Annotated in this window: 13 protein-coding genes; 4 read left to right on the forward strand and 9 right to left on the reverse strand. The window is 48.2% G+C overall.

The features are described 5' to 3' along the window. The first annotated feature begins 34 nt into the window (after positions 1-34). Positions 35-1,993 carry a S9 family peptidase gene (locus IEX02_RS09485; protein ID WP_188693713.1) on the forward strand — a complete coding sequence of 653 codons (1,959 nt, stop codon included), beginning with the start codon at positions 35-37 and terminating at the stop codon, positions 1,991-1,993. A 172-nt stretch (positions 1,994-2,165) separates the two neighbouring features. Here IEX02_RS09485 and IEX02_RS09490 read toward each other — a convergent pair whose 3' ends face one another. The 8 genes from IEX02_RS09490 to zapE form a co-directional block, all read right to left on the reverse strand. Continuing rightward, the gene (locus IEX02_RS09490) at positions 2,166-2,555 is read right to left on the reverse strand and encodes a ClpXP protease specificity-enhancing factor (RefSeq protein WP_188693716.1); all 390 of its coding nucleotides are present in this window, start codon (positions 2,553-2,555) and stop codon (positions 2,166-2,168) included. Positions 2,556-2,575: 20 nt separating this feature from the next. Beyond that, positions 2,576-3,208, reverse strand: a complete 633-nt coding sequence (gene sspA, locus IEX02_RS09495) for a stringent starvation protein SspA (RefSeq protein WP_188693719.1) — start codon at positions 3,206-3,208, stop codon at positions 2,576-2,578. 158 nt (positions 3,209-3,366) lie between these two features. After that, the gene (locus IEX02_RS09500) at positions 3,367-4,104 is read right to left on the reverse strand and encodes a cytochrome c1 (protein WP_188693722.1); all 738 of its coding nucleotides are present in this window, start codon (positions 4,102-4,104) and stop codon (positions 3,367-3,369) included. Next, positions 4,104-5,369: a cytochrome b gene (locus IEX02_RS09505; protein WP_188693725.1), complete on the reverse strand. Its 1,266-nt coding sequence runs from the start codon at positions 5,367-5,369 to the stop codon at positions 4,104-4,106. The genes IEX02_RS09500 and IEX02_RS09505 overlap by 1 nt, the downstream gene beginning before the upstream one ends. A gap of 1 nt (position 5,370) precedes the next feature. Continuing rightward, a complete protein-coding gene (petA, locus tag IEX02_RS09510) occupies positions 5,371-5,964 on the reverse strand; it encodes a ubiquinol-cytochrome c reductase iron-sulfur subunit (RefSeq protein ID WP_188693728.1) in 594 nt (197 codons plus the stop codon). Between the two features lie 242 nt (positions 5,965-6,206). Further along, positions 6,207-6,599, reverse strand: a complete 393-nt coding sequence (rpsI, locus tag IEX02_RS09515; RefSeq protein ID WP_188693731.1) for a 30S ribosomal protein S9 — start codon at positions 6,597-6,599, stop codon at positions 6,207-6,209. 13 nt (positions 6,600-6,612) lie between these two features. Then, positions 6,613-7,041: a 50S ribosomal protein L13 gene (rplM, locus tag IEX02_RS09520; RefSeq protein WP_188693734.1), complete on the reverse strand. Its 429-nt coding sequence runs from the start codon at positions 7,039-7,041 to the stop codon at positions 6,613-6,615. A 274-nt stretch (positions 7,042-7,315) separates the two neighbouring features. Next, positions 7,316-8,419, reverse strand: a complete 1,104-nt coding sequence (gene zapE / locus IEX02_RS09525) for a cell division protein ZapE (RefSeq protein WP_268237406.1) — start codon at positions 8,417-8,419, stop codon at positions 7,316-7,318. A 233-nt stretch (positions 8,420-8,652) separates the two neighbouring features. Here zapE and IEX02_RS09530 point away from each other — a divergent pair, with 233 nt between their 5' ends. From IEX02_RS09530 to IEX02_RS09540, 3 genes are all read left to right on the forward strand, one after another. Then, positions 8,653-9,090 (forward strand): ZapG family protein, encoded by a 438-nt coding sequence (locus IEX02_RS09530; RefSeq protein ID WP_188693739.1) that lies wholly within the window; start codon positions 8,653-8,655, stop codon positions 9,088-9,090. A gap of 81 nt (positions 9,091-9,171) precedes the next feature. Then, the gene (locus IEX02_RS09535) at positions 9,172-10,545 is read left to right on the forward strand and encodes a DegQ family serine endoprotease (protein WP_188693742.1); all 1,374 of its coding nucleotides are present in this window, start codon (positions 9,172-9,174) and stop codon (positions 10,543-10,545) included. 147 nt (positions 10,546-10,692) lie between these two features. Continuing rightward, positions 10,693-11,784 carry a trypsin-like peptidase domain-containing protein gene (locus IEX02_RS09540; protein WP_188693745.1) on the forward strand — a complete coding sequence of 364 codons (1,092 nt, stop codon included), beginning with the start codon at positions 10,693-10,695 and terminating at the stop codon, positions 11,782-11,784. Positions 11,785-11,831: 47 nt separating this feature from the next. Here IEX02_RS09540 and murA read toward each other — a convergent pair whose 3' ends face one another. Further along, the gene (murA, locus tag IEX02_RS09545) at positions 11,832-13,088 is read right to left on the reverse strand and encodes a UDP-N-acetylglucosamine 1-carboxyvinyltransferase (RefSeq protein WP_188693748.1); all 1,257 of its coding nucleotides are present in this window, start codon (positions 13,086-13,088) and stop codon (positions 11,832-11,834) included. Positions 13,089-13,091: the final 3 nt, after the last annotated feature.

Consider the following 13,091-nt stretch of genomic DNA (forward strand, 5'->3'; position numbering starts at 1 on the left):
TTTTTTCTTAAGGAATTTTCTAGTTGGGGATGTTATGAAGAAACTTTCTTTTCCTATACTTGCCGGTTTGTTGCTGTTCGGCCAGGCAATGGCAACAACCGTTAAGGAAAATGTATTAAGCGACTACGCCAAACACGCACAATTTCAAAACATAAAAATCTCGCCTAAAGGTAAGTATCTAGCTGCCACCTCCCGCACCGAAGACGGCAACGTAATACTGACCGTTTTAGATATCAAAAATATGGCCGTCTTGTCACAGACTCAAGGGCGGGGAGATGATTCCATCAATACCTTTAACTGGGTAAGTGATGACCGCCTTATCATGACCATGGCGCGCGAGGTAGGTTCTTATGATATGCCCTTCCCCACCGGGGAAATCTTCGCCATGGATGCAGACGGGGGCAAACAAAAGATACTGACAGGTTGGCGCTCTGATGGCTTGAAACAATGGGCAAGAATTGTAGACCTGCTACCTGAAGAACCCAATCAGGTTATGATTTATTCAAGCCAGAATAATGCGTCTGAACCCTTTATTGAAGTTTACCGGCTGAAAACAGACACCGGACGTGTTCGCGCGGAAGGTAAGATCCCATTGCGACAGTATAAAAGTACTAATGTACAAATCTTACTTGATGACAAAGGAATTACACGTCTGGCTGCAGGTGTAGACCCCAAAAACAATAATGAAACGCTTATTGTGACTCGTCCTGCCGCTAACTCTGAATGGAAGGAAGTGGTAAGGTTCGATAGCAATGAAGGGGGATTCACGCCAATAGATATTTTATCAGACAACCAAACCGTCGTCGGCCTTAGTGATATCAGTTCAGATACACAAGCCATTTCCTTGATGAATCTTGATACCGGAGACATCAGTGTTATGGCAGAGCACCCCACTACAGACCTGACGCCTATTCTAGGTTTTAAGGAAGGCCGCTTTCACGAAATCATTGGCGCTGCCTATGAGTATGATCAGATTGATAGAGCCTTTTTTGAGGATGTAGATGATGTTACAACCTCAAGGACACTGCAAAGTATCATGAAGATGTTTCCGGATACCCAAGTAACTGTTAGTTCAACGACCAGGGATAATTCAAAGATGGTGTTTTCCGTATCATCCGCCAATGTCCCCGCGGAATTCTACATGTTTGATGCAAAGAAAAAATCTTTGTCATTAATTACCAATAGTAAGCCGTGGCTAAAAAAGGAAGCACTGCCCAAAACACAGATCATCAGTTATAAGTCGAGGGATGGTCTGGTTATCAAGGGACTCCTGACGCTTCCGCCCAATAAGGAAGCCAAAAATCTTCCCCTTATCTTGCTGCCTCATGGCGGTCCTCACGGTATACGAGATACCCTTACTCAACTCGATGCCGACGCAAAAGTATTGGCAGAGCACGGGTATGCGGTTTTACAACCTAATTTCCGGGGTTCCGGTGGCTATGGACGTAAGTTTCTCGAAGCCGGCTATAAAAAATGGGGGACGGCGATGATTAATGATATGACCGATGGGGTAAATCACTTAATTGAACAGGGTATCGCAGATAAACAACGCATGTGCGTATACGGTGCATCTTACGGCGGTTATGCAGCACTGATGAGCGTTATACGCGAGCCTGACCTCTATAAATGCAGTATAGGCTTTGTAGGAGTTTATGATCTGAACCTAATGTTTGAAGAAGGCGATATATCAGAAGCTTCAGCGGGCATTAACTATTTAACTTCGGTGCTGCCGACAGAGAAAAATGAACGTGAAGCCCAATCCCCCCTGCATCAGTTAGATAAACTAAAAGTGCCGGTCTTTATTATCCAAGGCGGTAAAGATGTAAGGGTACCTCCAGAGCATGCCTATCGCTTACGCGACGCCCTAAAAGAGCGTAACCATACATATGAGTGGTTATTCAAAGAAGGGGAAGGACACGGCTTTTACAAACCAGAAAACAATATTGAGCGCTGGAAGAAAATGTTAGCTTTTATTGATAAGCATATAAATTAACAGCTCATATCCAAGTAGTCTGACGGCGCATCCATTTTTTGGTTGCGCTGTTTTTCTGCGACTCATTACAAGTTTTTTGGGCTGCGTTCGAACGGAAAGCTACAATCTCAGATAGTATCAACAGATACTAAGACGGAATAAAGAGAATAGGTCACCACTTAAGGTGACCTTATTACTTAACCACTTTCAGTTGTGGTCTGCCCTTAGCGGGCTGTGGCGGCGGAGTGGGTTCCGGTGGTACATCATCCGCTCCCTCTTCCTGAGTGAAAATAGTACCTGCGCCATTTTCTCTGGCGTAGATAGCCAACACCGCCTGAATAGGCACCTCCAGGCGACGTGCTACACCGCCAAAACGAGCCTCGAACGTCACATCCACATTACCCAATTGCAGCTTGCCACAAGCGCTGGGAGAAATGTTCAGGACTATCTGCCCATCACGCACATGCTCTTGCGGCACCAACGTACCGGGCACCATAGCGTCAACGACCAAATGTGGAGTCAGGTCATTGTCCACAATCCACTCATAAAAAGCCCTAAGCAAATAGGGCTTATTTGATGTCATAGGTATAGTTGCGTCCATACTTACAGAGGATTGTGAATTTCGCGTTCCTGATCAGTCAAAGAAGCCTTGAATGAACTGCGTTCAAAAATGCGGTTCATATAGGCTTTGACCTCTTTTGCACCCGCGCCGGACAATTCAATGCCCAATGCCGGCAAACGCCACAGCAGCGGCGCCAGGTAACAATCCACCAAGCTGAATTCTTCACTCATAAAGAAAGGATTATCAGCAAACAGCGGGGCTAACGCCAGAATGTTCTCACGCAGCTCCTGACGCGCAGCAGCGATATCGCCTGCGCCTTTTAGAATCTTCTCCGCAATGCTGTACCAGTCTTGCTCGATACGATGCATCATCAGTCGGCTTTGACCACGGGATACCGGGTAAACAGGCATCAGTGGCGGATGAGGAAAACGCTCATCCAGATACTCCATAATGATATGAGAGCGGTACAACACCAGTTCGCGATCTACCAAAGTAGGCAGCGTTCCGTATGGGTTCAAATCAATCAGGTCTTCGGGTTGATTTGTTGGGTCAACGTAGCAAATTTCTACGCCCACACCTTTTTCAGCCAACACGATGCGCACCTGATGACTATAGATGTCCAACGTATCCGAGAATAAAGTCATTATCGAACGTTTGTTCGCGGCTAAGGCCATTCACACTCCTCCAAAAACCAAAAGTCCAACGCCAATTTTATTAGCTAAATCACAACCTAATGATTTAGCTAATAAAATTGGCATATCTGAGAACGTTAAAAAAGGGCAGTGCGATTCACCGCACTGCCCTTTGCCATTATACAGGATTCTGTGCCTAATTAGTGCACATCACGCCAATAATCTTTCTTCAATAGGTAAACAAAGACGAACAACACCAGGATAAACACTAATACCCAACGACCGATGCTTTCAGCTTCCAATCTGGCGGGTTCACCCAGGTAAACCAGATAGTTAACCAAATCCAATACGGCAGCGTCATATTCATCGGCACTCAGCATGCCTGTTCCATCGGCTTTTATACCAACGTAAACAGACTGCATTTGGCCATCAATCATACGCTCTTCGTGTTGATCATAAGGAACGCCTTGCAGCTCCTGCAGAACATGAGGCATACCTACATCAGGAAAAACCTTGTTGTTTACGCCAAACGGACGGTTTGGATCCACATAAAAGCTTCTCAGATAGGTATATAGCCAGTCAGCACCGCGAACACGGGCTACCAAGGTCAAATCAGGAGGAGGCGCACCGAACCACTTAGCAGCGGCTTCTTTAGGGATAGCGCTCTTCATATAATCGCCGACCTTTTCACCGGTCAACTGAAGATTCTCCTGGCCAAGATCCAAGGGTACACCTATATCTTCGAAGGTACGCTGATAACGCTGGTACTGTGTCTGGTGACACCCCAGGCAGTAGTTCATAAACAACTGTGCACCACGTTGCAGCGACGGCTGGTCGGTACGGTCAATATCCGCTTTGTCCAGGTGAACATTGCTGCCGCCGGCGGCCAAGACAAGAGATGGCACCAACAGACCAAACAGAACAACAAGTTTCTTCATTAACCTATCCTCTCTGGCAGTGGCTTAGTTTTCTCGTTCTTGCTGTACAACCACAGCAGACCGAAGAAGGCGAAGTACAGGAATGTCGCGATCTGAGACGCAGTCACTTTCCAAGCTTCTTGCGGAGTACCGCCCAAATAACCAAGGAACACGAAGACAATGGCAAACACAATCAGATTGTATTTATGGATACCACTACGATAGCGCCAGGATTTTACTTTACCACGGTCAATCCAAGGCAACAGGGCCAGCATAACAATGGCTGCAAACATGGCAATAACACCGAGCAACTTGTCAGGTACGGCTTTCAAAATCGCATAGAACGGCGTGAAGTACCAAACAGGGAAAATATGTTCAGGGGTTTTCAGCGGGTTAGCAATTTCAAAGTTAGGCGCTTCCAGGAAGTAACCACCCATCTCGGGTTTGAAGAACAACACATAACAGAAGCCAAGCAGGAATACACTGAAGGCAACCAGGTCTTTCAATACAATGTGCGGGAAGAAAGGCACCACGTCATCAATGATGTCGTACTTGTTAGTGTAGTACTCATGCATTTTGAACTTGGTTTTCTCTTCTTCTTTCAAAGAGCCTTTCTTACGCTTCACTTCCACGCCATCAGGGTTGTTAGAACCCACTTCGTGCAAGGCAACAATATGCAGGAACACTAGAATGACTATCACCAAAGGCAATGCGATTACATGCAGTGCAAAGAAGCGGTTCAGGGTTGCGCCTGAAATCACGTAGTCACCTTGGATCCATACCGTCAGGTCTTCACCTATTACCGGAATAGCGCCAAACAGCGATACGATTACCTGCGCCCCCCAGTAAGACATCTGACCCCAAGGCAATACATAGCCCATAAAGGCCTCAGCCATTAGTGCCAGATAGATAAACATACCGAACAACCACAGCAATTCGCGTGGTTTCTGATAGGAACCGTAGAGCATACCGCGGAACATGTGCAGGTAGACCACAATGAAAAACGCGGAAGCGCCAGTGCTGTGCATATAGCGGATGATGTAGCCATAATCCACTTCACGCATGATGTACTCAACAGAAGCAAAGGCGCGTTCTGCTGAAGGCTCAAAGCTCATGGTCAACCAAATGCCAGTGACAATTTGGTTTACCAGTACAATAGTGGCCAAAAAGCCAAACACGTACCAGAAGTTCATGTTTTTAGGTGCGGGGTATTCCATGGCGTGCATTTTCGCCACGCGCATCATGGGAATACGGTATTCAATCCAGTCGAGTAGATTTTTCCACATATTATGCCGCTCCCTCTTGAGTACCAATCAGGATGGTATTGTCATCAATGTACATGTATGGGGGCACAACCAAGTTCAGTGGAGCTGGAACTCCCGAAAATACGCGGCCGGCCATATCGAACTTAGAACCATGACATGGGCAGAAGAAACCTTCTGGTACACCTTCGACCTGTTCTTCGAATGCACCATCTTTAAGGTGCTGGGGAGAACATCCAAGGTGAGTACAGATCCCGACCAGAACCAGATATTCCTCTTTTAGGGAACGATATTGATTCTTCGCAAACTCTGGTTGTTGAGGTTCATCAGAAGCCGGATCTTTTAGAAGCTCTTCGTGCTTGCCCAGCTCCGCCAACAGTTCTGGAGTACGGCGAACGATCCAAACCGGTTTACTGCGCCACTCGACACGAAGTAACTGACCTGGTTCAACTTTGCTGATATCCACTTCCACATCAGCTCCGGCCGCCTTGGCTTTGGCGCTGGGATTCCAGGAAGCGATAAATGGCACAGCTACGCCCGCCACCCCAACGCCGCCCACCACTGAGGTGGCAATCGTCAGGAATCGGCGCCTGCTGTTATCTACTGGCGCATTGCTCATCCACTTTTCTCCAAAGGTTGGATTTAGTGTATTTCCTGACCATTCGTCTTCTTGGCTCTGCGAATGTTACAGGAAATGTTAGGGGGTTATATTTTAGCGGGAAATGATAAAAGAAAACCCCTTCAAAACACAAGGAAATGATGGGTAAAACAGGGGATTAGTTGGTTTAAAACGCAGTAGGTCAGTAAAAAAAAGAAAAACCCGGCAAAAGCCGGGTTTTTTGTATCTCGTTGCGTAAAAAATTAACGCTTGGAGAACTGAGGACGTCTGCGCGCTTTGTGCAAACCGACCTTTTTACGCTCAACTTCACGAGCATCACGAGTCACGAAACCAGCTTTACGCAGGGTCGGACGCAGTGCTTCGTCATATTCCATCAGAGCACGAGTGATACCGTGACGGATAGCGCCGGCTTGACCGCTGATACCACCACCAGTAACGGTGATGTACAGGTCAAACTTGTCGGTCATTTCCAACAGTTCAAGAGGCTGACGTACTACCATACGAGCGGTTTCACGACCGAAGAACTCTTCGATAGTGCGCTTGTTGATGGTGATGTTACCACTGCCTGGGCGAATAAATACGCGAGCAGTGGAGCTTTTACGACGGCCAGTACCGTAATATTGATTATCTGCCATAACTCAATGCTCCTTAAATATCCAGAACCTGTGGCTGCTGAGCCGCATGTGCATGCTCAGAACCAGCGTAGACCTTCATTTTGCGGAACATCGCACGGCCCAGAGGACCTTTAGGCAACATACCTTTAACCGCTCTTTCGATGATCAGCTCAGGCTTGTGGGCTTGCAGCTTTTCGAAAGTGGTTTCCTTCAGACCACCAACGTAGCCAGTGTAGGAATAGTACATTTTGTCCTTGGTCTTATTACCAGTTACACGTACTTTATCAGCGTTGATAACCACAATGTAGTCACCTGTGTCCACGTGAGGCGTGTACTCAGGCTTGTGCTTACCGCGCAGACGACGAGCGATTTCAGTCGCCAGACGTCCAAGAGTCTTGTCTGTGGCATCAACCACGAACCAGTCACGTTTTACCGTCTCTGGCTTAGCAACAAAAGTTTTCATTTTAACTTACCCAAAAGATTCAATTAGTTACTTGCGCTGACCAGCAGCTGCGCTGCCAGTAAGCTGCTAAACCGGTGGATTTGCCCCTTCGAGCAAGCCGGTTGTCCCGCCTTCCCAAGGCGGCAGTTGTAACTGGGCAGGGCGCGCATTATACAGAAGTTATAGCAAAAGGCGAGGGTAAATTTTAGGCAAACAACCCAGCGAAAAAGTGCCTGCTAATCAATACTCGCCGGGTGCGTAGCAAGTATTCGACACCTGCATTTCACCCTATCCTTTAGGGTAAATGCTGCAGCGCCAGATACTCATGAGATTGCATCTCTTTTAAGCGGCTCAAACAACGTTTGAATTCGAAGCTGAGTCGTCCTTCTGTATACAAGTTTTCCAAAGGCACAGCCGCAGACATAATGAGCTTTACGTTACGCTCATAAAATTCATCTACCATAGCAATAAAGCGCCGGGCAATATCATCTGTGGACTGCCCCATTTGCTCAACATTTGCCAGCAGCACGGTATGATAGCAACGACTGAGTTCCATATAATCAGCTTGGCTGCGAGGACCATCACATAATGCCCTGAACTCTATCATCAGCACACCGTCAGCTTCCCGCAGGCTTTTAATCTGGCGCCCTTCCACTTCAATGGACAAATTCTGGGAGCCTTCTTCGGGTGCCAGTTGCACGAAGTAGGTATTCAAATTTTCTGTCGCCGCTTGGTCGAGCGGGAAATGATAAATTTCTGCTTGTTCCAACGCCCGTAACCGGTAGTCGGTTCCACTGTCCACGTTCACCACCAGGCAGTGTTGCTTTATCAGGGCTATGGCTGGTAAAAAACGCGCCCGTTGTAAGCCGTTACGGTACAACTCATCAGGCACGATATTCGAGGTGGCGACCAGCACAATGCCATGACTGAAAAGCTCCTGCATCAAGGTGCCCAAGATCATGGCATCGGTAATATCCGACACAAAGAACTCATCAAAGCAGATCACTTTAGCTTCTTGCGCAAAGCGCCTGGCCACTGTCTTCAACGGATCCGACTGTCCCGCCAGCCCTTTTAGTTCATGATGAACCTTATGCATGAAGCGATGAAAGTGAATACGCATCTTTTGTTCAAATGGCAGACACTCAAAAAATGTATCCACTAAGTAGGTCTTGCCGCGCCCTACTCCACCCCAAAAGTACAAGCCTTGAATAGGCTCCTGCTTCGCCTTACCCAGCATGCTGGATAGTCGTCCGGCCAAGCCTCGCTTGGGCTTGCAGGCAAGAAGATTGTCATACAGAACCTGCAAATGCCTGACGGCATTCTCCTGCGCCGCATCAGCAAAAAAATCTGGGGATTCCAGATCGTTCTGATATTTTTGCCATGGCGTCATAGATAACATGCTACTCAATCCGTCTAAAAATCCTTCATTAACACCGCTGCACTTAGCGGCCTGCGAAGGCTTGAATTAAAATAAACTGGCCGCATAGTTTGCGTAGCGGGTATTATTAAGTAAAGCGTGTTGTTGGAAAAATCTGCCACTCTTCGCCTTTATGCGCTGAGCAGGCGATTTACCGTTAACACAAGGCCGGTACTGCACGTACCTGTTACTACTGATTCGTGTTAGGAGAAGTTATGGACTGGATTGTAGGGTTATTGTTGCTGGTGTGCGGCGCTGTGATAGGTTTTTTTGCTGCCAAGTTCAGTCAAAGAGCGTCTTCAGATAAGCAATCCGGACTGGCTCTTGAGCAAGACATCAAGCGTTTAATGTCTGAGCAAGCGGCAATCCACATCAGTGAAAGTCGCCAGCTTCTGGCCACCATTGAACAGCAAAGTCAGTTGCTAAAAGAGCAGTTGGAGAATTATGAATCCTTACTGACTCAGACGAGCCATGACCCAGAGCAGCCCCAAATGAACTATTTTGGCGAACAGGCTGCCGCTTATCTGCGTAACCAAAGTCAAAGCCAGCGACCGGTAACTCAGACCACAGATTACCAGCCAAGGGATTACGCCAAAGCAGGAACCGGATTGTTTAAAGGCACAGCAAAAAGCTCATCTTCTGCGGCTGAATAGCTTCTCAGGTTGAACTTTATGCCCGCCCACTGTGTCTGTTGATTACTTTTGTCCTTGAATTAGCCTGGAGAAATAGCAGCAATGAAAACAGCCTTTGGACGAAACTTTACCAAGGTATTTGCCATTAGTGCGCTGGCATTGGCCAGCACGTCTTTTACCACCAGTGCAGCCATTCCATTTTTTGGCGATGACGACGAGGTGCCATCTCTGGCACCCATGCTGGAAGAGGTAAAACCTGCCGTAGTCAGTATATCTGTTGCGGGCACTCAGGTATCCCGGCAGCGGGTTCCGGAGATGTTCCGCTTCTTTTTCGGTCCTAACGCGCCGAATGAGCAAGTTCAGGAACGCCCATTCAAGGGCCTGGGCTCGGGTGTCATTATTGATGCCAAGAAGGGCTATATCATCACCAACAATCACGTAATCGACCAAGCCGACAAAATCACCGTGACCTTGGTTGATGGCCGTGAATTGGAAGCCAAGAAAATAGGCTCTGATGAACAAAGCGATATTGCCTTGCTGCAAGTCAAAGCCGATAACCTTCACGCTGTCCCTATCGCAGATTCCGATAAGCTTCGCGTCGGTGACTTTGTGGTCGCCATCGGCAACCCTTTTGGACTATCGCAAACTGTTACCTCAGGCATAGTCAGCGCGCTAGGGCGCAGTGGCCTGAATATTGAAGGCTATGAAGACTTCATACAAACCGATGCTGCCATTAACCGCGGGAATTCCGGTGGTGCTCTGGTTAACCTGCGTGGCGAACTGGTTGGTATTAATACCGCTATTTACGGACCCAATGGCGGAAACGTGGGTATCGGCTTTGCCATTCCGTCCAACATGATGAAAAATCTTTCCGATCAATTGATTGAATTCGGTGAGATTCGCCGCGGTTTACTCGGCATCATCGGCGGGGACTTGGACTCAGAGCTGGCTAAAGCCATGGGGCTGGATGTACATCAAGGCGCCTTTGTCCGTGAAGTAAATAGTGGCTCAGCAGCAGAGAAAGGCGGTATTCAACCCGGTGATATCATTCTGTCTATTGATGGCAAAGATATTCGCAGTTTCACCGAGTTGCGCGCCAAAGTCGGCACCTTGGGAGCAGGCACCAAAATTAAACTGGGGCTGTTACGTGAAGGTAAGCGTAAAAATGTTGAAGTCACCCTTGGGGACTATAGCAGTGAAAATATATCTGCCAGCGAAATCCATCCGGTTTTAGAAGGTGCCAATCTGTCTGATGGTAAGTCTGAAGACGGTATTAGCGGCGTATTGGTTTCTGATATTGCCAAGCGCTCACCGGCTGAACGCTTAGGATTGCAGGATGGCGATGTGATTGTCGGTATCAACCGCCAACGCATTCAAAATGTCAGCGAGCTACGTAATTATCTGCGCGACAATGAAGGGGTTATCGCCCTGAATATCAAGCGTGGTAAAGCCTCCTTGTACTTGGTTATCCGCTAAATATCTCGGATTATCTAAAAGGCTGCCTCAAGGCAGCCTTTTTTATGCATTACAATATCTTGTGTCACCTTATAGAAGGTAAACAGGCTGTCATCAGACCGATGACAGTGCTATCCTCAGGAAAATTCTGACCGACCTACCCCATTTGTGAAACAGACTAGCTGGCTAAAGTTCCTGACAAAATCTATCCTGCTGGGCGTGTTTGTGGCTGGCATACTGCTCGTGCTTCTTCCCGAATTACGCAACGGCACTTCGCTGTCCTTGAGCCTCTTTCAGCGCCAGGGTTTTAATACCGCACCATTAAGTTTCAGTAATGCAATAAATAAAGCTGCTCCAGCTGTGGTCAATATATACAGTACCAGTTATGACAGTCGTCCCCTGCTGTATCGCCGTCAACCCGTGGAACGAACTAGCCTCGGTTCAGGCGTACTAATGACCGCTAACGGCCATATTTTGACTTGTTATCATGTCATCAAAGATTCCGAGCGTATCAACGTAGTACTGCAAGATGGACGCATTCTTGAAGCCATGCTGGTTGGGCAAGACCCTCACACCGACCTGGCGGTGTTAAAGGTAAACGATGAAAACTTGCCGGTGATCCCCCAAAGCGGAGAATATAAAACCCAGGTGGGGGACTTAGTCTTGGCTATTGGTAATCCATATAATTTGGGACAAACCACAACGCAAGGCATTATTAGTGCCACGGGCCGAAGCGGCTTGAGTAATTATGTCAGTAACGCAAATTATGCTGATTTTATTCAAATGGATGCCGTCTTGAATGAGGGGAATTCAGGGGGCGCATTGGTAGACAGTAACGGCACTTTAGTGGGTATCAACAACGCTAATTTTAAGACCCTTGATCGCAACCGCAGGATTAAGGATGTCGCTGGCATCTTCTTTGCCGTGCCCTATGCTCTGGCTAAGCGGGTGATGGACGATATTATCGCCCATGGCCGTGTCATCCGCGGGTACCTGGGTATCAGCGGCACAGAGTTTTTGGGTGAATCCGGTATTCTGGTCACTGGTGTTGATCCACTGGGACCGGCAGCGCGGGCTGGTATAAAAGCCGGTGATATGCTGATAAAAATAGACGGCAAACCCATTGAGGGCACGTTCAAAACACTGGATCAGGTAGCCGAGACCCCACCTGGCTCAAACCTGAGTTTCGAACTATTGCGGGGCGAAAGCAGAGAGCGCATGACCGTCAGCGTCACCATCTCCGAGCTGACCAGTAACTAATAAAAAAGCCGCATCAACATGCGGCTTTTTTCAATCAAATAGGTGACTCACTGTACCCGTTGAATCTTAGCGCCAAGCCCACCCAGTTTAACTTCGATTTGCTCGTAGCCACGGTCCAGGTGATAGATTCGGTCAACCAGGGTCTCACCTTCTGCAACCAGACCGGCTATTACCAGGCTGGCTGAAGCACGTAAGTCAGTCGCCATCACTTGTGCACCTTTTAACTGGGATCCCCCGCGGCAAACTGCACTGTTGGCTTCCAAGTCTATATTGGCGCCCATGCGCTGCAATTCAGGTACATGCATAAAGCGGTTTTCAAAGATGGTTTCTGTTACGACCCCCGTTCCCGAGGCCACACAGTTGAGCGCGACAAACTGGGCCTGCATATCAGTGGGGAAACCGGGGTGCGGGGCGGTTTTGATATTGACACTTTTAGGCAGTTGCCCTTGCATATCCAACTCAATCCAATCGTCACCCAGAGTAACCTTAGCGCCCGCCTCTTTTAATTTGCTAATCACGGCATCCAGGGTTTCTGGCGCTGCGTGCTCACAACGCACTTTGCCACCGGTTGCGGCAGCGGCCACCAGAAAAGTACCGGTTTCAATGCGGTCAGGAAGCACGCTGTGATGACAGCCATGCAATTTCTCAACGCCCTGGATCTGAATCTTATCAGTGCCCGCTCCAGACACTTTTGCCCCCATACTATTGAGGCAATTAGCTAGATCAACAATTTCAGGCTCCCGGGCCGCATTCTCCAGAATCGTGGTTCCGTTAGCCAACACCGCTGCCATCATCAGGTTTTCGGTTGCGCCAACGCTGACCATGTCCATAAAGATATTGGCACCTTGCAAACGTCCCTCAACGTGCGCCGTAATATAACCGGCTTCCACCTCGATCTTGGCGCCCATTTGCTCCAGACCACTTAAATGCAAATTCACCGGTCTGGCACCTATCGCACAGCCACCAGGTAGAGACACTTGAGCACGCCCAAACTTTGCCAGCAACGGCCCTAGCACCAGAATGGAGGCCCGCATGGTCTTCACCAGCTCATACGGTGCTATAAGATTAGTGATCTCACTGGCATCTATATTGACCTTGTCATCCTCTACGCTCACCCTCGCCCCCAGTTGTCCCAGTAACGCCAGGGTAGTTTTAACATCGCGAAGGGCGGGTACATTAGTAAACACGCTAGGTTTATCGGTCAGCAACCCCGCCATCAACAATGGCAGAGCCGCATTCTTGGCACCTGAAATCCTAACCGTTCCTTTTAACGGTCCGTTTCCCTTAATCAGTAGCTTATCCATTGC

This window comes from Bowmanella pacifica (assembly GCF_014645355.1).
Lineage (GTDB): Bacteria > Pseudomonadota > Gammaproteobacteria > Enterobacterales > Alteromonadaceae > Bowmanella > Bowmanella pacifica.

Bases quoted from the DNA above. Each gene is read 5' to 3' on its own strand.
- IEX02_RS09485 (WP_188693713.1), top strand. From the start codon at position 35: ATGAAGAAACTTTCTTTTCCTATACTTGCCGGTTTGTTGCTGTTCGGC.
- IEX02_RS09490 (WP_188693716.1), bottom strand. From the start codon at position 2,555: ATGACATCAAATAAGCCCTATTTGCTTAGGGCTTTTTATGAGTGGATT.
- sspA (WP_188693719.1), bottom strand. From the start codon at position 3,208: ATGGCCTTAGCCGCGAACAAACGTTCGATAATGACTTTATTCTCGGAT.
- IEX02_RS09500 (WP_188693722.1), bottom strand. From the start codon at position 4,104: ATGAAGAAACTTGTTGTTCTGTTTGGTCTGTTGGTGCCATCTCTTGTC.
- IEX02_RS09505 (WP_188693725.1), bottom strand. From the start codon at position 5,369: ATGTGGAAAAATCTACTCGACTGGATTGAATACCGTATTCCCATGATG.
- petA (WP_188693728.1), bottom strand. From the start codon at position 5,964: ATGAGCAATGCGCCAGTAGATAACAGCAGGCGCCGATTCCTGACGATT.
- rpsI (WP_188693731.1), bottom strand. From the start codon at position 6,599: ATGGCAGATAATCAATATTACGGTACTGGCCGTCGTAAAAGCTCCACT.
- rplM (WP_188693734.1), bottom strand. From the start codon at position 7,041: ATGAAAACTTTTGTTGCTAAGCCAGAGACGGTAAAACGTGACTGGTTC.
- zapE (WP_268237406.1), bottom strand. From the start codon at position 8,419: ATGTTATCTATGACGCCATGGCAAAAATATCAGAACGATCTGGAATCC.
- IEX02_RS09530 (WP_188693739.1), top strand. From the start codon at position 8,653: ATGGACTGGATTGTAGGGTTATTGTTGCTGGTGTGCGGCGCTGTGATA.
- IEX02_RS09535 (WP_188693742.1), top strand. From the start codon at position 9,172: ATGAAAACAGCCTTTGGACGAAACTTTACCAAGGTATTTGCCATTAGT.
- murA (WP_188693748.1), bottom strand. From the start codon at position 13,088: ATGGATAAGCTACTGATTAAGGGAAACGGACCGTTAAAAGGAACGGTT.